We start from the raw sequence: 20,634 nt of genomic DNA, 5'->3' as shown, positions 1-20,634 counted from the left end.
ATTAACTCATTATGATTAAATGGAAAACCACTGCACCCTGCGCACACAATGGCCAAGTTCGGCATGAACATGACCGCGCACAGTGCAGACCCGCTGCCCTTTCCATGGCAAGAATATCCGGCGACGCAGATCGCTCACCACGGCGCGGGCGTGTCCGTATGGCGCTATCATCTCCGGAATAAAAATGTGATCGCCGGATTGCCAATCCTCACGGATCAGCTCCCGCTCGGCGGCCAGCAAGGTGTCACGAATGGATAAAGAGACAAACGCCCAGTTGCAAAATGCAACCGGGCGTCCGCATGAGTCTTCGTAATAGCAGAACTGGTTCAATTCAAATGCTGGCAATATACGTTGCTGCCACTCGGCGACGGAATAACGCCGGTGCAGGGAGGAGTGCTGGCTGAGCAGCATGACACCTCCCAACATATGTTGTTTTTGTTGCCAGTTAGGTTCCGTTGGTTGCAATACCAAGTGCATTGACTCCCCACACCGGAAACTTATTTTTTCTTGCGCGGCGCAGCCTGTGCAGTGGCGGCAGGAGCGGTTTCCTGCGCGTCGGCGGGGGCGGCCGGGATCAGGCCTGCGGCGATCAGCTTGTCGAACTCGGCCGCCATGCGCGGATCTTCAAGCATGTTTTTTATCATTGAAACCATATACATAAAGCCAGCTGCCGGCATGTGCACCGTCTGTTTCAGCGCCAGCTCATTGTCGCTTTCGGCCATGACGCCCTGCGCCATCTTGAGCGGATCCTGGCCGACGAAATAGAGGGAAAAAATACCCTTGTTGTAGTTGACGCTGGATACTGTCTGTACAAACTGCTCTGTCATATAAATTCCATTATCAATAAATATAAGGTAAAACAAAAAACAAAAATCCCACCAAAGATAAATCAACATGGTGCTAACATTTCATTTTTCGCTATATTTACCATATTTGAAAATATTATTTGATTCAATTAAACAATGATTCAAAAATAGAGTAATTACGTCAAAATAAATATCAACAAACTCATTAAGGTTAATAATGAGGCCACACTTGAGATTACCTTTAGATATATTGACCCAGTGAATTTATTATTGATTTTGTCAGCGCACATAATATTTGACAGATAATTATCGGCTCGTTAGTATGCGCGCCCTGCCTGTAACAGGTCACCTTGCCCCATATAAACAGGAGGGGTTTAAACGCGGCAACGGGGTATATTATGACTGCGCATGACGAGTCTGTTTTGGCATGCTTGAAGATTATTACCGGATTATTGGGCTGTCCCCCTAAAGATATAGATATCACGCCAGACGAACCCTTTGATATTATTGTCGATAGGCTGCAACAGCAGACCGACAGCCGGATCCGCCAACGTCACATCGCTCCCCGCAAACTCGCCAAACAGACGCTCCCCCTGGTCCTGCTCAGTGACAACGGCAACCCCTGCGTCCTGGCCCAGCGTCAGGGGGAGCAGGCCCTGATCCTGGACCCCGCCGTCGGCAACCCGCAGGTCATCGACCAGCAGGCGCTGCTGACTCGCTGGAACGGACGAGTCTATCAAGTACGCAGACAACAGAGCCGCTTTGACATCCGCTGGTTCATCCCGGCCTTCCTGCAGCAAAAACGGCTGCTGGGGGAGATATTGCTCTTTTCGCTGGTCTTGCAGCTCCTGGCTCTCATCTCCCCGCTCTTTTTTCAGGTCGTCATGGACAAGGTGCTGGTGCATCAGGCCTGGTCGACGCTCGATGTGCTGGTGTTCGGGCTGCTGATCACCGCCCTGGTGGAGGTCTGTCTGCGCGGTTTGCGGGAGTACCAGTACGCCCACACCGCCAACCGGATCGACATCCAGCTCGGCCTGCGCATGGTGCAGCACCTGTTTGCCCTGCCCCTGCTCTATTTCAAGAGCCGCCAGGTGGGGGCCATCGTGACCCGGGTGCAGGAGCTCAATACCATCCGCGAGTTCCTGACCGGCACCATGTTCACCCTGACGGTGGACGTGCTGTTCATGTTCGTCTTCCTGGCGGTCATGGCCAGCCTCTCCGGCATGCTGACCTTGGTGATCCTGCTCTCCATCCCCGCCTATGTACTGATCGCCTGGTGGGTCACGCCGCGCATGCAGCAGGCGGTCGAACAGCAGTTCGGCCACGCCGCCGCCAACACTGCCTTCTTGAACGAGACGGTCGCCGGCGCCGAGACCCTCAAGAGCCTGGCGCTGGAGCCGCGCTTCGTGCGGCGCTGGGATGAGCAGACCAGCCAGATGGTGACCGCCGGTTACCGGGTTCAACAGCTCAACAATGCCTCCCAGCACGGCGTCATGTGGCTGCAAAAGCTGGTAAGCGCCGGCGTGCTCTGGCTCGGCGCGAGCGAGGTGATCAGCCTGCAGCTCACCATCGGCCAGCTCATCGCCTTCAACATGATGGCCGGCCACGTGGCCCAGCCCCTGTCACGGCTGGTCGAGCTGTGGGGCCAGTTCATCCAGACCCGGATCGCGGTGGATAAATTGGGTGACATGCTCAACCTGCCCCCCGAGCACCAGCGTGACGGCGCGGGTCAGGTGAGTGCCGGCGCCATTCGGCTGGAGCGGGTGCAGTTTCGCTATCAGCCGGACGCCCCCCTCATCATCGATGATCTCTCCCTGACCATAGCGCCCGGCGACACGCTCGGGGTGGTCGGCGGCTCAGGCTCGGGCAAGAGCACCCTGGCCAGGCTGCTGCTGCGTCTCTACCAACCCGAACAGGGCGAGATCTTCATCGATGGCCAGCCCATCCGCCAGCTTCCCCTCCACCACCTGCGTCAGCAGATGGGTGTGGTGCTGCAGGAGAACCACCTGTTCAACAAATCGGTACGGGACAACATCGCCCAGTCGATGCCCCATGCCAGCCTGGACCAGATCATCCGGGCCGCTACCCTGGCCGGCGCCCACGACTTCATTCTGCGGCTGCCCCTTGGCTATGACACAGTGCTGGCGGAGGGGGGCAGCTCGCTCTCCGGCGGTCAGCGCCAGCGCATCGCCATCGCCCGCACCCTGCTGGCCGACCCCAGGATCCTCATCTTCGACGAGGCCACCAGTGCCCTCGACGATGAGTCCCAGGCGCGGATCCAGCGCAACATGCGCCAGATCGCCTGTGGCCGTACCGTCATCACCATCGCCCACCGTCTCTCCACCGTGCGCCAGTGCGACCGCATCATCGTTCTGCAGCGCGGCAAGATCGTCGAGCAGGGCGACCACGCCAGCCTGCTGGCCCGAGGAGAGCATTACGCCCGGCTGTGGCGACTGCAGCAGGACTTGCACGAGGAGACCCCATGAATCTGCGTACCTGGCTGGCCTGCTTTCGCCAACCCCGTCCACCCCGGCAGGCGGATACCCACTACGGCTTTCTGCCGGCCCACCTGGCGCTGGCCGAGACGCCCCCCTCTCCCTTTGCCCGCATCACGGCGCTGACCCTCAGCGCCGGTGTGCTGCTGACCCTGCTATGGGCCTGCTGGGGCGAGCTCGACATCCAGGCCACCGCCAGCGGCCGCTTACTGGTGCTTGGCCGCAGCCAGATGATCCAGTCCTACGAGCAGGCCAGGGTGGTGAGCATCCACGTGGAAGATGGTCAGGCGGTTGCCGCCGATGCGCCGCTGCTGACCCTCAATACCCTGGGGGTCAGTCAGGATCTGAGCCGCTTGCGCCAGCAGCAGGCGTTCCAGTACCAGACGTTGATCCGCTACCAGTCGCTCTACCGTGACCAGGCCCCCGACCAGCATCCGGACTATGTCAGGCTCACGCCGGAGCAGCAGCAGGCGCTGGTGGAGAACTACCAGAGCGAGCTGCACGAATTTCACAGCACCCTCGGCAACCTGCAGGCCGAGCTCGGGGTCAACCAGGCCAACCAGGCCGCCAGACGGGGTGACATGGCTTCTCTCACCACCCTGCTGGCCAACATCCGTCCCCGCCTGCAGGCCCGTCAGACCCTGAGCCAGTCCCATGCCATCTCCCGGGTGGAGTATCTGGAGCAGGAAAAAGAGCTGCTGGAGACCCAGCGTCAGCTCGCCCAGCAGCGGGCGGAGCTCGAGGTGCTGCAATCCCAGCAGCAGAGCCTGCAGGAGCGGCTGGCCGGCTTCAAGGCACAAAAGCAACGGGAGTGGATCGAAAAACGCCAGCAGGCCAGGTTGCAGCTGACTGCCATCGAGCAGGAGCTCGCCAAGCTGCGCGAACGGGAACACCTGGAGGTGATCCGCGCCCCCGTGGCCGGCACGGTGCAGCAGCTGGCCATTCACACCCAGGGCGCCGTGGTGCAGCCGGCCCAGCAGTTGCTGGTGATCGTGCCCAACGAAGGGGTGCAGCTCGCCGAGGTGAAGATCCTCAACAAGGACATCGGCTTCGTGCACGAGGGGCAGGCGGTGAGCATCAAGGTGGATGCCTTCCCCTACACCCGCTACGGCACCATAGATGGCGAGCTGGTGAGCGTGTCGCGCGACGCCACCGCCGATGAGCAGCTGGGGCTGGTCTTTGCCGCCAGGGTCAAGCTGAGCCAGGGCGAGATGCTGATCGACCAGCAGCCCGTCAAGCTCACCCCCGGCATGTCGGTGGTGGCGGAGATCAAGACCGACCGGCGCCGGGTCATCGACTATCTGCTGAGCCCCATTCGCGAGTATCAGGCCGAGGCGCTGCGGGAGCGATGACGATGCAGCAGACCCACTCCGCCGACAGCGCCCCTGTCGCCAATGGCGCCCTCGCCGCCCTCACCCACGCAGCGCACCAGCTGATGCTGACGGCCGATGCCGAACAGCTGGCCCACGCCCTGGGGTGCGATCTGGCACCGCCCGATCTGACGGTGCGGGAAGCCGCTGCCCGTCTTGGCCTGCGCAGCGCCCTGTCGCAGGGGCCTGGCTGCCCGCTCGCGGCGCTGCCGCTGCCGGCCTTGCTCAAGCGGGATGGCTGCTGGTACACCATCACCGCCATCACGCCAGAGGGCTGGCAGCTGTTTGATCCCGCCAGCGGCAGCAGCAGGCTGCAACCGCTGCCGAGCCAGGCCGAGGCGGCGCAGTGGCACTTTCTGTTGCTGGCCCAGCAGGATCTCACCCCGGCCGAGGTCAAATTCGGGCTGAGCTGGTTTAGCCCGGCGGTGCTGCGCCAGCAGAAACAACTGCGGGACGTCTTCTGTTTCGCCATCCTGCTGCAGCTCATCGCCCTCGCCAGCCCGCTGCTGTTCGAGAATATCATCGACAAGGTGCTGGTGGGGCGCAGCCTCGGCAGTCTGCACGTGCTGGCCCTGGCCATGGTGGCGCTGGCCTGCGCCGAGCCGCTCTACGGCTTTCTGCGCGGCCAGGTGTTCGGTCACCTGGCCAACCTGGTCAATGCCGAGCTCTCCGGCAAGCTCTATCGCCATCTGGTCGGCCTGCCCATCGGCTATTTCAAGGCCCGCCAGACCGGCCAGATCATCGCCCGGGTCAAGGAGATGGCCCAGATCCGCCAGTTCCTCACCGGCTCGACCCTGATGCTGGTGCTGGATCTGCTGTTCATCCTGCTGTTCGTCGGGGTCATGTTTCACTACGCCCCGCGCCTGACCGCCTGCGTGCTCGGCTCGCTGCTGATCTACTTCCTGCTCTGGCTGCTGATAGGGCCGCTGGTGCGCAGAAAGGTCGAGGCGGAGTATCAGGCGGATGCCGATGCCACCAGCTTTCTGACCGAGGCGGTCACCGGCATCGAAACCATAAAGACCACGGCCACCGAACGCCGCTTCTACCAGGAGTGGCAGCACCTGCTGGCACGCCAGCTCAGACGGGGTTTTCAGGCCAAGAAGGTGGGACTGGCGGCTGGCCAGGGCATCGACCTGGTGCAAAAACTCACCGCCGCCCTGCTGCTCTGGCTCGGGGTCGGCGAGGTACTGAACGGCCGCATGAGCCCGGGGGAACTGGTCGCCTTCAACATGCTGGCCGGCCACGTCACCCAGCCGGTGCTGCGCCTGGCCCAGGTGTGGCAGGATTTTCAGCACACCCTGATTGCCCTGCGCCGGGTCGGCGACATCCTCGACGAGGCGCCTGAGCATGGCAACTACGGGCTCGCCTCCGTGCCCGCCCTTCAGGGCGCCATCGAGTTTCGCCACATCCGCTTTCGTTACCAGCCGGATGCCCCCGAGGTGCTGGCCAACCTCTCCCTCACCATCGAGCCTGGGCAGTTCATCGGCATCACGGGTCCGTCCGGCTGCGGCAAGAGTACCCTGACCCGTTTGCTGCAGCGGCTCTATGTGCCCCAGCACGGCCAGGTACTGGTGGACAACATGGATCTCGCCATCGCAGATCCCGTCTCCTTGCGCCGCAACATGAGCGTGGTGCTGCAGGAGAGCGTGCTGTTCTCCGGCACCATCGCCGACAACATCCGCATCTGCCGCCCCGATGCCAGCCAGGCCGAGCTGGAGCAGGCGGCGCAGCTGGCCGGTGCCCTCGCCTTCATTCGCGAGCTGCCCCAGGGCTTCGAGCAACAGGTGGGAGAGAAGGGAGCCCGCTTGTCGGGCGGGCAGCGCCAGCGCATTGCCCTGGCCCGCGCTCTGCTGGTCAACCCCAGGATCCTGCTGCTCGACGAGGCCACCTCGGCCCTCGACTATGAGTCGGAAGCGGCCATCATGGCCAACATGGCGGCCATCCGCCGCGGCCGCACCCTCATCAGCATCGCCCATCGCCTCAATACCCTGCGCGAGGCGGACCGCATCCTGGTGATGGAGGCAGGGCAGATAGTGGAGTCGGGCAGCCATGATGAACTGCTGGCCCGCCAGGGGCTCTATGCCAGGCTGTGGCGTCAGCAGACCGGTGCTGAGGCGAGTCAGGCCCTGGCTCACACAGGCTAGGGAGTGGCTAATGATGGGGTGGTGAGTAATGGCGGGCTGATTCAGTCCCGATACAGCCAGGGCTGTTAGGATCCGGATTGACTCTCCCCGTCATAAGCCCTCTAATTGACAGCCTGGATCCCCATGATCGCGCACCTTATGAAAATATTGTTGGTCGAAGACGACAAGCTGCTCAATCACCATCTCAGCACCCTGCTGACCGAAGCCCAGAATCAGGTACACAGCACCGACAGCGCCCAGGTGGCACTGCATTACGCCGCCGACTATCCCATCGACGTGGCCATCATCGATCTGGGCCTGCCGGACATGGACGGCCTGCAGCTCATCCGCCAGCTGCGCGAGCAGCAGATCCCCTTCCCCATCATCGTATTGACCGCGCGTGGCAACTGGCAGGACAAGGTGGAAGGGCTGGAAGCCGGGGCGGACGACTACCTGGTCAAGCCGTTCCAGAAGGACGAGCTGCTGGCCCGCCTCAACGCCCTGGTGCGCCGCAGCGCCGGCTTCATCTCCCCCAGGGTCAAGGCCGGCGACTACGAGCTGGATCTCTCCCGCAAGGAGCTGACCATCGCCGGCACCCCGGTGGTGCTCACCAGCTTTGAATACCTGATCCTCGAATACCTGATGCGCAACGCCCGCCAGGTGGTCTCCAAGCAGCAGCTGCTGGACCAGCTCTACGGCGACGGCGAGGGGGACCCCAACACCATCGAGGTGATGGTGAGCCGGCTGCGCAAGAAGCTGGATCCGGAGGGGATCATCCAGCCCATCTCCACCATCCGCCGCCAGGGTTACATCTTCAACCTGTCGTGCAACTGATGGACTCTCGTCTGCTGCGCCCCATGCGCTTCATCCGCCGCTCGCTGCACATCAAGCTGATGCTGAGCGCCATGCTGGTCATCGCGCTCATCATGGCCTTCTCGGTCTACATCCTCTATCTGGGTCACACCGAGGAGCAGGCTCAGAAGGCCAGCACCCGCATGCAGGAGAACCTCTCCAAGCTGTTCTCCTCCAAGCTGCCGGACGCCCATGCCACCACGGATCTGGGCCGGATCACCCCGGATGCCGTCGACCCCAATCTGGATACCCTGATCTGCCGGGCCGACGGCCAGCTGAGCTGGTCCAGCATGCACATGCCGGAGGTGATCCAGGCCAGGGACACCATCTGCCAGGATCTGATGAAGTATCTGGGCGGGCTGGATCAGGACTACTTCTTCAAGCGCCACACCATCAAGAACGGCGAGAGCTACTTCATCTACAGCCTGCGCTTTTTGCGCAATCACGGCGACGGCCCCACCACCTATTACGTGGTGATGGTCGATTCGGCCAAGCGCTATCTGGCCCAGACCCGCGATTACCTCTACCAGTGCATCCGCCAGGCCCTGCTCGCCTACTCCCTGCTCGGCGCCCTGCTGCTGCTCACCAGTTTCTGGAGCCTGGGCTCCCTGCGCACCATGGCGCGCCAGATGGACGAAATCCGGGCCGGCAAGCGGGAGGCGCTCTCCAACGACTATGAGCGGGAACTGACGCCGCTGACCGAGTCGGTCAACCAGCTGCTGGAGAACGAACGCCAGCAGACCCAGCGCTACCAGCACGCCCTCAACGATCTGGCCCACAGCCTGAAAACCCGGCTGGCGCTGATCCAGATGACGGCGCAGGAGGTCAAGCTGGGGCGCGACATCCACGACAACATCAATGAGCAGATCCTGACCATGGATCAGATCATCCAGTACCAGCTGCGCCGCGCCGTCACCGGCCGCAAGCGCCTCGCCAGCAAGGGCACCGAGCCGGTGCCCCTCATCGAGAAGCTGCTGGCCAGCCTCGCCAAGGTCTATCGCCACAAGAAGCTGCAGACCCGCTTCAAGTTCGATGACGACGTCTTCTTCGCCGGCGAACAGGGAGACCTGATGGAACTGATGGGCAACCTGCTCGATAACGCCTTCAAGTTCGCCATCAGCGAGATCAAGGTAACGGTGAGCCGCCGGCTAGACCGGCTGCGGATCGAAATCGAGGACGACGGCCCCGGCATCGACCCCGGCAAGTCGCAGCAGATCTTCCAGCGCGGGGTGCGCGCCGACAGCTCCCCCGGCCAGGGCATCGGGCTGGCGGTGGTCACCGAAATCGTGCACAGCTACGGCGGCCAGATCATGGTGGATGAATCCCCGCTCGGGGGCGCCCGCTTTACCCTCGACCTGCCCTGAGCCCATCCCTGCCCATGCACTGCGCCCGCCACCCGGCAGGCGCAGTGCATTGCGGCGCAGGCTCATCCTTTCGCAGAGGACGACATCCCCATCCAGCCGGTAACCCGCAGGCATAAAAAAACCGGCCGCGAGGGCCGGTGAAACAGTTCAGGCTTGTCAGGTGACAAACGCACCCAGCGGATGAAGACAAGTCCCAACTCCTTATGGAGCCCTGCCTTCTTGAGTACGTGTAGACACTCTACGCCATGGTCACTGAATCAAGGCTGAACCATGGCTGATCCGTCCCCCGGCAAGCCGCCTGCTTATAACTTGATGCCGAGCGACTGGCGCAGATAGGCGCCGGCACCGAGCAGACCCGGCCCCTCGTGGGTGATGAGGAAGACGGGGATATCCTTGAGGTAGGATTTGAAACGCCCCTTGTCTTCGAAGGCCACCCGAAAGCCCGAGCCGATGAAGAACTCCTGAAAGCGCGGCACTATGCCGCCAGCGATGTAGACGCCGCCGAAGGTGCCCATGTTGAGCGCCAGGTTGCCGGCAAAGCGGCCCATCAGCACGCAGAACAGGCTCAAGGTACGGCGGCAATCCAGGCACTCGCCCGCCAGCGCACGCTCGGTGATGTCCTTGGGTTCGAACGCCTGCGGCTCGCGGCCGTCGGATTTCACCAGCCCACGGTAGATGTTGACGAGGCCGGGACCGGAGAGCAGCCGCTCGGCCGAGACGTGGCCCAGCTCGGCGCGCATCACCTGCAGCACCGCATCCTCTTCTTCGCTGTTGGCGGCAAAGTCCACGTGGCCACCCTCGCCTGGCAGACTCAGCCACTGCTCGCCGGTGTGCACCAGGTGGGCGACGCCAAGGCCGGTGCCGGCCCCGTAGATGGCAATGGGCTTGCCGGCCACCGGCGCCGCGCCCCCCAGCTGGATGCAGTCAGCCGCGTCCAGCACCGGCACCGCCATGGAGACAGCGGTAAAATCGTTGATCACCTGCAACCGGCTCAGGCCCAGATTGGCCTGCATCTCGCTGATGGAAAACTCCCAGCTGTGGTTGGTCATGGCGACCCAGTCGCCATTGATGGGGCAGGCGATGGCGATGCAGGCTTCGCCCACCTGCACCTTGTGCTCATCCAGATAGAGGCGAACCACGGCTTCCAGACTGGGATGGGCCAGCCCGGAATAGGTCTTGGCCTGGGAAATGGTGCCGGTTGCCAGCTCGCACAGGGCCAACCGGGCATTGGTGCCGCCTACGTCGCCGACCAGCGCATGGGTATGCTGCATAAAACAACTCCTTCGTTACTGGGGTCGGGGCGGCCGTTACCGTCCCGCACTTATTATTTGGTGCCAATTCTACCCGAGCCCCTCCCCTTGCGGCGCGTTTGATGGGTGCAACTGTGCGCCCGCTCACAGTGTTGTTGCTTTGCAACATTTGTAAGCGCTTTCACGGAATGACTGGAAGTTTGTAACCAAAACAACGAAATAATTAGACATGAGTCATACTTTGCAGGGCCGAGATTAGTTTCGATAAGAGCTTGTCTTGTATAGTCATCAAGTTGATTGGAAACCTGCTTAGCCATGAATTTAGTGCAAAGACACTGAAGCTAAATTACAAAAACGCCTGGTGGTGATGATGAATACCCTTGATAAAATTACTAATAATTTGGAAAGTTTCAGTAAATCAGAGCGTAAAGTCGCCGAGGTCATCCTGGCCTCCCCGCAGACGGCCATCCACTCCAGTATCGCCACCCTCGCCAAGATGGCTGACGTCAGCGAGCCGACCGTCAACCGTTTCTGCCGCCGTCTCGATACCAAAGGCTTTCCCGATTTCAAACTGCATCTGGCCCAGAGCCTGGCCAACGGCACGCCCTATGTGAACCGCCACGTGGAGGCGGAAGACGGGCCCGATACCTATACCGCCAAGATCTTCGAATCCACCATGGCCTGCCTCGATGCCGCCAAGAACAGCCTGGACATCTCCGCCATCAATCGCTGCGTCGATATCCTGACCCAGTCCAAGAAGATCAGCTTCTTTGGCCTCGGCGCCTCCTCCGCCGTCGCCCGCGATGCCCAGAACAAGTTCTTCCGCTTCAACATCCCGGTAGTGAGCTTCGATGACATCGTCATGATGCGCATGAGCTGCATCAACAGCAGCGAAGGGGACGTGGTGGTGCTCATCTCCCACACCGGCCGCACCAAGGCGCTGGTAGAGATTGCCGCGCTGGCCCGCGAGAACGACGCCACCGTCATCGGCATGACCGCCAAGGATTCCCCGCTGGCGCGCGAGTGCAACCTGGTGCTCTCCATGGACGTGCCGGAAGACACCGACGTCTACATGCCGATGGCCTCCCGCATCGCCCAGCTCGCCCTGGTGGACGTGCTGGCGACCGGTTTCACCCTGCGCCGCGGCATGAAATTTCGCGAAAACCTGAAGAAAGTCAAAGAAGGTTTGCGCGAATCCCGCTTTGATACACCCCACTCTTCGTAAGCAGCGGGGGCCTCGGCCCCCAGCTGTCTCTGCCACCTTCCTTGGTGTAGTATTGTAATTTAGTAACAAAAGCCACCCAGATGGCTTGCAAGCGGGTGCAATGGGTCATGCGCTTGACGGGGCAGTATCTCAAGTCATATCAACTTCAAAACTGGAGTCTTTCATGCCAAGACGTACAAAGATTGTAACCACACTCGGTCCGGCCACCGATCGCGAAGGGATCCTCGAGGGGATCATCCGTGCCGGCGCCGACATGGTGCGGATGAACTTCTCCCACGGCACTGCTGAAGACCACATCCTGCGCGCCAACCAGGTGCGTGACATCGCCGCCAAGCTGGGTCGTCACGTCGCCATCATGGGCGACCTGCAGGGCCCCAAGATCCGCGTTTCCACCTTCAAGGACGGCAAGATCTATCTGGCCGTCGGCGACAAGTTCATCCTCGATGCCGCCCTCGGCAAGGGTGAAGGCTGCCAGGAGCAGGTCGGCATCGACTACAAGAGCCTGCCGAGCGACGTGATCGCCGGCGACATCCTGCTGCTGGACGACGGTCGCGTGCAGCTAAAGGTGGAGCAGGTCGAAGGCACCCGCATCCACACCACGGTCACCGTGGCCGGTCCGCTCTCCAACAACAAGGGCATCAACAAGAAGGGTGGCGGCCTCTCCGCCCCGGCCCTGACCGAGAAGGACAAGGAAGACATCAAGACCGCCGCCCGCATGAATGTGGACTACCTGGCCGTCTCCTTCCCCCGTTGCGGCGATGACCTGCGCTACGCCCGCGAGCTGGCCCGTGAAGCTGGCTCCAACGCCAAGATCGTGGCCAAGGTCGAGCGCGCCGAAACCGTCGCCACCGACGAGGCGATGGAAGACATCATCCTCGGCTCCGATGCCGTCATGGTGGCGCGTGGTGATCTGGGCGTCGAAATCGGCGATCCCGAGCTGGTCGGCGTGCAGAAGAAGCTCATTCGCCACTCCCGTCGCCTGAACCGTGTCGTCATCACCGCTACCCAGATGATGGAGTCGATGATCAACGCGCCGCTGCCGACCCGTGCCGAAGTGATGGACGTGGCCAACGCCGTGCTGGACGGTACCGATGCGGTGATGCTCTCCGCCGAGACCGCCGCCGGCCAGTTCCCCATCGAGACCGTCACCTCCATGGCCAGCGTCTGCGTCGGTGCCGAGAAGCATCCGAGCCTGAACGTCTCCAACCACCGCATGAGCTACACCTTCACCTCGGTGGAAGAGGCCGTCGCCATGTCCACCATGTATGCGGCCAACCACCTGGAAGGGGTCAAGGCGATCGTGGCGCTGACCGAATCGGGCACCACCCCGCTGCTGATGTCCCGCATCAGCTCCGGCCTGCCGATCTTCGCCATGTCACCGCACAACAAGACCCTGGCCTGGACCAACCTCTACCGCGGCGTCACCCCGGTGCTGTTCGACGGCGACGAGACCAAGCCGGTCTACGAAGTGTGCCGCGACGCGCTGGACGTGCTCAAGGCCAAGGGGCTGCTGCAAAGCGGTGACATGGTATTGCTGACCCACGGCGACAAGATGGAAACCGTCGGCAGTACCAACACCTGCAAGGTGATGATGGTCGAGTAATCGCCCTTCACCGGCACCGAAAACGGCTCCCGCGGGAGCCGTTTTTTATGGCGAAATCGCCGCCTCAGCCGCGAAACAGTTCGACCTTGTCGCCGTCCTGCAGGCTGCCGGCACCGCGTACCACCACCCTGTCACCCTGCTTGAGCGCTCCGCTCACCGCCACCTGCCGGCTGTCGCCAAACAGCACGGTCACCGGTACCCGGTTCACCGTCAGCTCCTCGCCGCGCTGCTCCACCTGATAGACCACGCTCCCCTCGGTGTTGAGCACCAGGGCATCGCGCGGCAGCAGCATGGTCTGCTGCTCCGCCAGCGGCAGCGCCACCCGCACCGGCGAGCCGATGATGAAGCGGCCCGCTTCGGGCTTGAGGCGCAGCTCGATGAGGCGCGACTTAGGATCGGCGCTCGCCGCCCGCTGGTAATAGACACCGTGACCGCTGAGCTGCTCCCCCTCCACCCGCAACCGGGTCTGGGGCGCCAGCTGGCCGGCCCAGACGATGGGGGCCTGCAGCCGGATGTCGGGTTGATCGGGATTGACCAGCTCCAACGCCTGCTCGCCAGCATCCACATGCTCCCCCGGCTGAATGAAGTGGTTGTTCACCACCCCGTCGAACGGCGCGAAGATGTGGCTTCTGCGCAGCTGCTCCTCAATCTGGCGCACCTGTACCCGCGCCAGCCGCTCGGCCAGTTCAGCCTGCTCCACGTCGTAGCGCGCCTTGTCATACTGGCTCTGGGAGGTGCTCTTCTGGCGGTGCAGCGTCGCCAGCCGGCCAAACTCGGCGCGGGCGAAACGCACGTTGCTCTCCCACTTGGCCTGCTCGGCCTGGGCCTGCTCCAGCGAGAGCCGCAGCGCCGCACTGTCGAGGCGCAGCAGCTCATCCCCCTTGCTGACCCGGCTACCGAACTCGGCAATCCACTCCACCCGGCCGCTCACCTCGGCGCTGAGCGCCGCCTGCTGGCGGCTCGCCACCGTGCCGCTGACCCAGATACTGGCCGCCGCCTCCCCCCGGGTCACGTCCGCCAGGGTCACCATCTTGCCCTGGGCCAGCGCGGGGAACACGCCCCCCGCCAGCAGCGCCGCGCCCACTACCATCCTTGTAAAACCGTGTGTCATCGATGAACTCCTTGCTCAGGCCCGCTGGCGCAGGGCGAGCGGTGGTTCAGCCCGCTCTCCCAGGCGCAGGAAGGCGGGCAACAGGATCAGGGTAAACAGGGTGCTACAGCTCATGCCGCCGACGATGACGGTGGCCAGCCCCCGGTAGATTTCACTGCCCTCGCTCGGGCTCAGCATCAACGGCAGCATGCCGAAGATGCTGGTGAGGCTGGTCATGGCGATGGGCCGCATCCGGCTTTGCAGGGCATCGGCCACCGCCAGCTGGCGGCTCATCCCCTCCCGCTCCGCGGTGCGGGTCTGATGCACCAGCAGGATGGCGTTGTTGACCACCAACCCCAGCAGAATGACGAAGCCGATGATGGTCAGCAGATCCATCGGCAGCGGCACCAGCAGCCCGCTCAGGTGCAGTGCCAGCACGCCGCCGACGGTGGCAAGCGGCAGGGTCAGCAGCACCAGCACGGCATCCTTGAGGGAGGCAAAGACCCCCCACAACAGGATCAGCAGGATCATCACCGCAAACAGGAAGATGGCCCCCAGGTTGCCCAGCGCCTGCTGCAGGCTGTCGGCATTGCCAGAGACCCGCAGCTCGCCGCCGGCAGGCAGCAGTGGCCGGATGGCGGCAAAGCTTTTGCTCTGCAGAGTATCGAGCACCTGCTCCATGCTCATCCCCGCCGGGGGCGAGATCTGCAGGCTGATGCTGCGCCGGCCATCGGCCCGAAAGATGCTGGCCGGCCCCATGTCGTGCTCCACCCGCAGCAACTCGCCAAGCGGCACGATGCGCCCGGACGGCGTCGCCAGTGGCACCGCCTTGAGCTCGTCCGGGTTGGCCGAGGTCTGCCCCATCAGCATGATGTCGAGCCGCTCCTCCCCATCGAAATACTCGCCGACCCGCAGCCCGTCGCCGAAGGTCTGGATGATGGCGGGCATGGGGGTGCGATCCCAACCCACCTCGGCCAGACGCCTGTCCTGCGGCACCAGCCGCAGCTCGGGGGCGGTGAAATCGAGATCCGGCTGCGGCCTCACCTGAGCGCCCGGCAGATCCTGTTTGACGATGGCCATGGCGGCCCGCGCCGCCTGGTAGAGCTCGGCCAGATCGCCCCCCTGCAGCAGCAGGGAGATGCCGTTCTCGCTGTCAAAGCCGCCGAACAGCGACCCCTGGCCGCCAAACACCTGGGTGTCGGGGATCCCCACCAGCAGCTGCTTCATCAACAGCTGCTCCAGCACCTTGATCTGCTCCTCCTCTTTCGGCCGCACCCCGATCTGGGCGCCGCCCGGGTAGCGCAGGATGTAGTAGTTCTTGAGGGCCGGCTCCCGCTCCCCCTTCATGTAGGGGGCGAGACGGGCGATCAGGGTGTCGATCACCTCCTCGCGCTGGGCCTGCAGGTTGAAGCCCGGGGTGAAGTTCATCCAGACATCCACCGCATCGCGCTTAACGTCCGGCAGATAGTCCATCTTCGGCAACAGAGCCCAGGTGGCCAGCGCCGGCAGACTCATCATCAGGGTGATGACGGTCCAGCGCTGGCGGGGGGTGCCGGTCCAGCGGATCACCCGTCGGGTAGTCCCCTGCCACAGCCCCTCATAGGGATCGATCAACCGCTCACGCCCCATCCAGCGCGCCGCCACCGCCGGCAGCACGGTGACCGCCACCAGCATGGAGACGGTCACCGCGCAGGCAATGGTCAGCGCCAGATCGGCAAACAGCTGCCCCTCCACGTCGTTGAGCAGCAGCACCGGTAGGAAGATGGCGACCGTGGTCAGGGTGGAGGCCACCAGGGCGGTCCACACCCGGCTGGTGCCGTCCAGCGCCGCCTCCGCCTTGCTCAGATCCCCCCGCTCGTGGCGCCGATAGATGCTCTCCAGCACCACGATGGCGGCATCGAGCACCATGCCCACCGCAAAGGCGATCCCCGCCAGCGAGATGACGTTGAGGGTCCGCCCCAGCACCTTGAGCAGGCAGAAGGTGAGCATGATGCTGATGGGAATGGCGATCGCGATCATCAGGGTCGCCTTGAGCTGGCGCAGAAAGACCCAGAGGATGGCGCAGGAGAGCAGCACGCCGAGCCCCAGGTTGGCGGTCACCATGCCCACCGCCCGGTTGATGTAGAGGGAGGCGTCGAACGACTGCTCCATGTGCAGCCCGACCGGCTCCAACACCTCGCGGTTGAGCTCGCCCACCTTGAGTTTGATGGCCTCCAGCGCCGCCAGAGCGTTGGCACCGCTCTCCTTGAAGATTTGGGCCGCGATGGCGGTGTTGCCGTTCTGGATGCGCAGTACCGGGTTCTCCTCCCGGGCCAACCTGACCTCGGCCACATCCCGCAGGTAGATGGGCAGGCCGTCGCGCCAGTCCACCACCTTGTCCCCCAGGGTCGCCACGTCGTAGCGGCCGGCAAAGCGCAGCTTGTACTCCCAGCGGCCAATGTCGAGGGTGCCGGCGGAGACGTCCCAGCCGGTGCTGGCCCGACTGGCCAGTACCGGGATCTCCACCCCCAGCTCGGCGGCGCGGTAAGGGTCGAAACGGATCTGGATCTGGCGCTCGTTGATCCCCTCGATGTCGACCGTCGATACCCCGGTGATCCGCTCCAGCTCCGGCTTGACCCGCGCCTCGATCAGCGCCTGGTGATCGTCGATCTGCCCCTTGGCACCGGGCAGCTGCTGGATGAAGAAGAAGGTGAGGGTGTCGTTGCTGCTGTAGTTGTTGACGTAGGGGCCGCCAATCTTGTCCGGCAGACCGGAGACCCGGTTCAGACGGGAGATGACGTCGAGCTGGGCCCGCTGCATGTCGGTGCCGAGGGCAAACTCCAGGTCGATTTCAGTGAAACCGGGGAAGCTGTTGCTGGTGAGGTTCTTGAGCCCCTGCACCCCCTGCATCTCCTGCTCGATGGGGTCGGTTATCTCCGACTCCATCTCCTGGGGCGAGGCCGAGCGCCAATCCACCGAGATGTTGAGGTGCGGACGATCAATGTCGGGAAACAGCTGGATCGGCAGCCCCCGGATGCTGAGCAGGCCCAGCAGAAAAATCAGCACGATCGAAACCGCCACCCAGATGGGGCGTTCGATCGCCGTTTTGGCGAGATTCATTCACTCTTCCTGAGTTTGTTGTTGTCGGCCATTCCGCTGGCCTTGCTTCCTGCCCCAAGGGTGAGGGGCCATTGCATTAAACTGGAATTAATCGAGGTTGTAAATGCAGGGTTAACAAACAAAAAAACCGGCCATGACGGCCGGTTTCAGGTTCAGGAGTGAGTGCTCTCTCAGGCGGCGTGCACCACCGGATTTTGCTGGGATAACCCCTCCAGCTCGCCCGGGGCGAAGTTGTCCACCTGGATCGCCTCGTAGCGCAGAGCATCGGCGGCCAGCAGCTTGTCCGCTTCGTCCTTGCTCAGGATAGATTGGGACAGGGCTGCGGCGACCAGCTCCGGCAGCGCCAGTTTGCGGGGCAGCTTGCCCTCTTTCTGGGCCTGCACCAGTTTCTTCTCGTAGGGCTGCACTGCGACCATGGCCTGGAAGGCACGCTCCATCAGACCGACCGGGTCCGCCTCGTCCTTGCCGACGTAGCAGAGAGCGGTCAGACGGTCGCGGAACTCGCCCGGCTTCATCATGGCCAGACAGATGGCGTGGCAGCGATCGTCTGCCGGCATCTTGTAACCGACGCCGAACGGGAACACCACCCGCTTGAGCACGGCACCCACCACCTTGTTCGGGAAGTTCTGGAAGAAGCCCTCGAACGCCTTGCCAATCAGGTAGAGGTTGCGCTCCACCGCGTACTGCACGAACGGCAGATCGGAGACCATGCGGCCCTGATCCTCGTAGTGCTTGAGGGTGGCGGAGGCCAGGTAGAGGTGGCTCAGCACGTCACCCAGACGGGCGGAGATCATCTCCTTGCGCTTGAGATCGCCACCCAGCATCAGCATGGAGACGTCGGCGCACAGCGCCAGCCCTTTACTCATGCGAGAGAGCTGCTTGTAGTAGCGGGCAGTTTCGCCAGCCACCGGCGCGCTGTTGAACTGGCCCAGGGTCAGCCCCTGAAACAGGGAACCGAAGAAGTTGCCGGCACCAAAGGCGATGTGCTTCAGCAACAGGGCGTCAAACTTCTCGAGACCGCGCTCCACATCGGTATCGGCCGCCGCTTCCAGCTCGGCAAACACGTACGGGTGGCAGCGGGTGGCACCTTGCCCGAAGATCATCAGGTTGCGGGTCAGGATGTTGGCCCCTTCCACCGTGATGGCCACCGGAATGCCCATGTAGGCGTAGCCGGTGTAGTTTTTCGGGCCCAGCTGGATGGCACGGCCGGCGTGGATGTCCATGGAGTCATCCATGATCTGGCGCGCCATTTCGGTCATGTGGTACTTGGAAATCGCGGTGACGATGGCCGGAGCCTGACCCAAGTCCAGGGAACCTGCGGTCATGCGGCGGGCCCCTTCCAGCTGATAGGTGAGACCGCCGATACGGGCCAGCGCCTCTTGCACCCCTTCAAACTTGCCGATGGACATGCCGAACTGCTTGCGCACATAGGAGTAGGCGCCCACGGTACGGCTCGCCATGTGACCGCAGGCGGTACCCAGAGCTGGCAGCGAGATGCCGCGACCGGCGGAGAGGCACTCCACCAGCATGCGCCAGCCACGGCCGGCGTAATCCGGGCCGCCGATGATCCAGTCGAGCGGAATGAACACATCCTTGCCGAAGGTCGGGCCGTTCAGGAACGCCAGCCCCATGGGGTAGTGGCGATCGCCGACGCGCACGCCGGGGTGGCTGGTGGGGATGAGCGCGCAGGTGATGCCGAGCTCTTCCTTGTCACCCAGCAGTTTTTCCGGGTCATAGAGTTTGAACGCCAGCCCCAGCACGGTGGCACGGGGGGCCAGGGTGATGTAACGCTTGTTCCAGTTGAGGCGAATACCCAGCACCTCTTCACCCTTGTGCATCCCCTTGCAGACGATCCCCTTGTCCGGGATGGCGCCGGCATCGGAGCCTGCTTCCGGCCCGGTCAGGGCGAAGCAGGGCACCTCTTTGCCGTTGGCCAGCCCCGGCAGCCAGAAGTCCTTCTGGGCCTGGGTGCCGTAGTGCATCAGCAGCTCGCCCGGGCCAAGGGAGTTCGGCACCATGACGGTGACCGCCACGCTCAGGCTCTTGGTGGCAATGCGGGTGACGATGGTGGAGTTGGCGATCGCCGAGAATTCACGGCCGCCGTAGGATTTCGGGATGATCAGGGAGAAGAAGCCTTCCTTCTTCAGATAGTCCCAGACCGGCTCCGGCAGGTCTTTGGTTTCGTTGACGATCTTGAAGTCGTCGACCATGGCGAGCAGGGTTTCGACCTGGTTGTCGATGAAGGCCTGCTCCTCGGCGGTCAGCTCAGCTTTACCGTAGCCGTGCAGTTTTTTCCAGTCGGGGTTGCCGCGAAACAGCTCCCCATCCCACCAGACGGAGCCGGCTTCCATGGCCTCCCGCTCGGTGGCCGACAAGGGCGGCAGTATCTTCTTGAAGATGCCGAACACCGGGCGGGTGACCACCTTTTTACGGATGGAGGGCACGCCGAGCACGACGGCTATCGCCAGCACCAGCAGGATAAGCAATGTGATCATACTCAAGTTCCTTCTATTTCACTGTTTCCGTTGATTTATTGTTGGTTGTTACACGGCCAGGGAGAGCCTGGTCGACTCCACGGGCGCCCCGACACCGGACGCCAGATAAGGAATGACGTTGCGTACCAGCCCCTCCACATCGAGCTGCTGGCCGAAATCGGCCTGGGCGATGTCGCGCAGCGCATCGGCCGAGGCCATGGTGAACACGACGGTGCCCAGGGTGAAGTGCAGCCGCCAGAACAGATCCGCCGGCGACAAGGCCGGGTTGGCCTTGGAGATGGCCTGGGTGATCCGCTGCAAAATGGGGCCGTAGTGGGCAGTGATGAAGCGGCGCAGGTGACCCTGACTGTCGATGTAGCCGCGACCAAGCAGTTGCATGAAGATGGCCGGGCCGTTGGTGCGCACAGCCACCAGCTTCATCAGCGGGTCGACGAAGCTCTCGAACACCTGCAGCAGGGTCAGCTGCTCCTGCGCCATCAGGGTATGCAGGCGTGCATCCAGCTCGGGCATAAACAGGCTCAGATAGCGATCGAGCACCGCCTGGATCAGCTCCTTCTTGGAGCCGAAGTGGTAGTTCACCGAGGCCAGGTTGACATCGGCCTCGCTGGTGATCAGACGCAAAGAGGTATCGGCGAACCCCCGTTCGGCAAACAACACCTCAGCGGCATCGAGAATGCGGTTTTTGGTATCGATTTTACTCACAGGACACCTCACTTAAACGAATGTTTAAAAAGTACGTTTCACAACCTTTTGTGTCAAGAGAATGTGAACGGGTGTTAGTGAAATGTTTTTGTTGAAAATGGGGAACAAGGCGGGAACTTCACGGACGAATCGGACTCTATATCTATGCCACTGCAATTAA

14 protein-coding genes are annotated in these 20,634 nt (G+C 62.8%); 7 read left to right on the top strand and 7 right to left on the bottom strand.

What is annotated here, in order from left to right; translation table 11 throughout:
* Positions 1-15 precede the first annotated feature (15 nt).
* Positions 16-477 (bottom strand): RTX toxin-activating lysine-acyltransferase RtxC, encoded by a 462-nt coding sequence (gene rtxC / locus E5E97_RS11340; protein ID WP_161772470.1) that lies wholly within the window; start codon positions 475-477, stop codon positions 16-18.
* 20 nt (positions 478-497) lie between these two features.
* Positions 498-896, bottom strand: a complete 399-nt coding sequence (locus E5E97_RS11335; protein WP_076361215.1) for a peptide chain release factor 1 — start codon at positions 894-896, stop codon at positions 498-500.
* A gap of 332 nt (positions 897-1,228) precedes the next feature.
* Here E5E97_RS11335 and E5E97_RS11330 point away from each other — a divergent pair, with 332 nt between their 5' ends.
* From E5E97_RS11330 to E5E97_RS11310, 5 genes are all read left to right on the top strand, one after another.
* Positions 1,229-3,292, top strand: coding sequence for a peptidase domain-containing ABC transporter (locus E5E97_RS11330; protein WP_301270967.1), 2,064 nt, complete (start codon positions 1,229-1,231; stop codon positions 3,290-3,292).
* Positions 3,289-4,653 (top strand): HlyD family type I secretion periplasmic adaptor subunit, encoded by a 1,365-nt coding sequence (locus tag E5E97_RS11325; protein ID WP_171280272.1) that lies wholly within the window; start codon positions 3,289-3,291, stop codon positions 4,651-4,653. The genes E5E97_RS11330 and E5E97_RS11325 overlap by 4 nt, the downstream gene beginning before the upstream one ends.
* Positions 4,654-4,655: 2 nt before the next feature.
* Entirely contained in the window at positions 4,656-6,815 is a 2,160-nt protein-coding gene (locus tag E5E97_RS11320; RefSeq protein ID WP_253265152.1) for a type I secretion system permease/ATPase, read from the top strand.
* Between the two features lie 138 nt (positions 6,816-6,953).
* Positions 6,954-7,628, top strand: a complete 675-nt coding sequence (locus E5E97_RS11315; protein ID WP_043160091.1) for a response regulator — start codon at positions 6,954-6,956, stop codon at positions 7,626-7,628.
* Entirely contained in the window at positions 7,628-9,010 is a 1,383-nt protein-coding gene (locus E5E97_RS11310; protein ID WP_029301488.1) for an ATP-binding protein, read from the top strand. Before E5E97_RS11315 ends, E5E97_RS11310 begins: the two co-directional genes overlap by 1 nt.
* 302 nt (positions 9,011-9,312) lie before the next feature.
* On the opposite strand, the gene glk is transcribed toward E5E97_RS11310, so the two are convergent.
* Positions 9,313-10,281 carry a glucokinase gene (gene glk, locus E5E97_RS11305; RefSeq protein ID WP_011705258.1) on the bottom strand — a complete coding sequence of 323 codons (969 nt, stop codon included), beginning with the start codon at positions 10,279-10,281 and terminating at the stop codon, positions 9,313-9,315.
* 349 nt (positions 10,282-10,630) lie between these two features.
* Between glk and E5E97_RS11300 the strand changes: the two genes are divergently transcribed.
* Together E5E97_RS11300 and pyk are read left to right on the top strand one after the other, a co-directional pair.
* A complete protein-coding gene (locus E5E97_RS11300) occupies positions 10,631-11,485 on the top strand; it encodes a MurR/RpiR family transcriptional regulator (protein ID WP_005298732.1) in 855 nt (284 codons plus the stop codon).
* Between the two features lie 163 nt (positions 11,486-11,648).
* Positions 11,649-13,088 carry a pyruvate kinase gene (pyk, locus tag E5E97_RS11295; protein ID WP_060388857.1) on the top strand — a complete coding sequence of 480 codons (1,440 nt, stop codon included), beginning with the start codon at positions 11,649-11,651 and terminating at the stop codon, positions 13,086-13,088.
* 64 nt (positions 13,089-13,152) lie between these two features.
* Here pyk and E5E97_RS11290 read toward each other — a convergent pair whose 3' ends face one another.
* The 4 genes from E5E97_RS11290 to E5E97_RS11275 form a co-directional block, all read right to left on the bottom strand.
* Positions 13,153-14,199: an efflux RND transporter periplasmic adaptor subunit gene (locus E5E97_RS11290; protein WP_017408448.1), complete on the bottom strand. Its 1,047-nt coding sequence runs from the start codon at positions 14,197-14,199 to the stop codon at positions 13,153-13,155.
* A 15-nt stretch (positions 14,200-14,214) separates the two neighbouring features.
* Positions 14,215-17,277 (bottom strand): efflux RND transporter permease subunit, encoded by a 3,063-nt coding sequence (locus tag E5E97_RS11285; RefSeq protein WP_171280270.1) that lies wholly within the window; start codon positions 17,275-17,277, stop codon positions 14,215-14,217.
* A 170-nt stretch (positions 17,278-17,447) separates the two neighbouring features.
* The gene (locus tag E5E97_RS11280) at positions 17,448-19,772 is read right to left on the bottom strand and encodes an acyl-CoA dehydrogenase (RefSeq protein WP_168755062.1); all 2,325 of its coding nucleotides are present in this window, start codon (positions 19,770-19,772) and stop codon (positions 17,448-17,450) included.
* Positions 19,773-19,820: 48 nt separating this feature from the next.
* Entirely contained in the window at positions 19,821-20,474 is a 654-nt protein-coding gene (locus tag E5E97_RS11275; protein WP_011705252.1) for a TetR/AcrR family transcriptional regulator, read from the bottom strand.
* Between the last annotated feature and the right edge of the window lie 160 nt (positions 20,475-20,634).

Origin of the sequence: Aeromonas sp. 2692-1, from assembly GCF_013085505.1 — a bacterium.
GTDB lineage: Bacteria > Pseudomonadota > Gammaproteobacteria > Enterobacterales > Aeromonadaceae > Aeromonas > Aeromonas hydrophila.
This window is presented reverse-complemented; position numbering and strand designations above follow the sequence as displayed.

Coding starts and splice junctions, on each gene's coding strand:
- pyk (WP_060388857.1), top strand. CDS start 11,649: ATGCCAAGACGTACAAAGATTGTAACCACACTCGGTCCGGCCACCGAT.
- E5E97_RS11335 (WP_076361215.1), bottom strand. CDS start 896: ATGTTGATTTATCTTTGGTGGGATTTTTGTTTTTTGTTTTACCTTATA.
- E5E97_RS11325 (WP_171280272.1), top strand. CDS start 3,289: ATGAATCTGCGTACCTGGCTGGCCTGCTTTCGCCAACCCCGTCCACCC.
- E5E97_RS11320 (WP_253265152.1), top strand. CDS start 4,656: ATGCAGCAGACCCACTCCGCCGACAGCGCCCCTGTCGCCAATGGCGCC.
- E5E97_RS11315 (WP_043160091.1), top strand. CDS start 6,954: ATGAAAATATTGTTGGTCGAAGACGACAAGCTGCTCAATCACCATCTC.
- E5E97_RS11300 (WP_005298732.1), top strand. CDS start 10,631: ATGAATACCCTTGATAAAATTACTAATAATTTGGAAAGTTTCAGTAAA.
- E5E97_RS11280 (WP_168755062.1), bottom strand. CDS start 19,772: ATGATCACATTGCTTATCCTGCTGGTGCTGGCGATAGCCGTCGTGCTC.
- rtxC (WP_161772470.1), bottom strand. CDS start 477: ATGCACTTGGTATTGCAACCAACGGAACCTAACTGGCAACAAAAACAA.
- glk (WP_011705258.1), bottom strand. CDS start 10,281: ATGCAGCATACCCATGCGCTGGTCGGCGACGTAGGCGGCACCAATGCC.
- E5E97_RS11310 (WP_029301488.1), top strand. CDS start 7,628: ATGGACTCTCGTCTGCTGCGCCCCATGCGCTTCATCCGCCGCTCGCTG.
- E5E97_RS11290 (WP_017408448.1), bottom strand. CDS start 14,199: ATGACACACGGTTTTACAAGGATGGTAGTGGGCGCGGCGCTGCTGGCG.
- E5E97_RS11285 (WP_171280270.1), bottom strand. CDS start 17,277: ATGAATCTCGCCAAAACGGCGATCGAACGCCCCATCTGGGTGGCGGTT.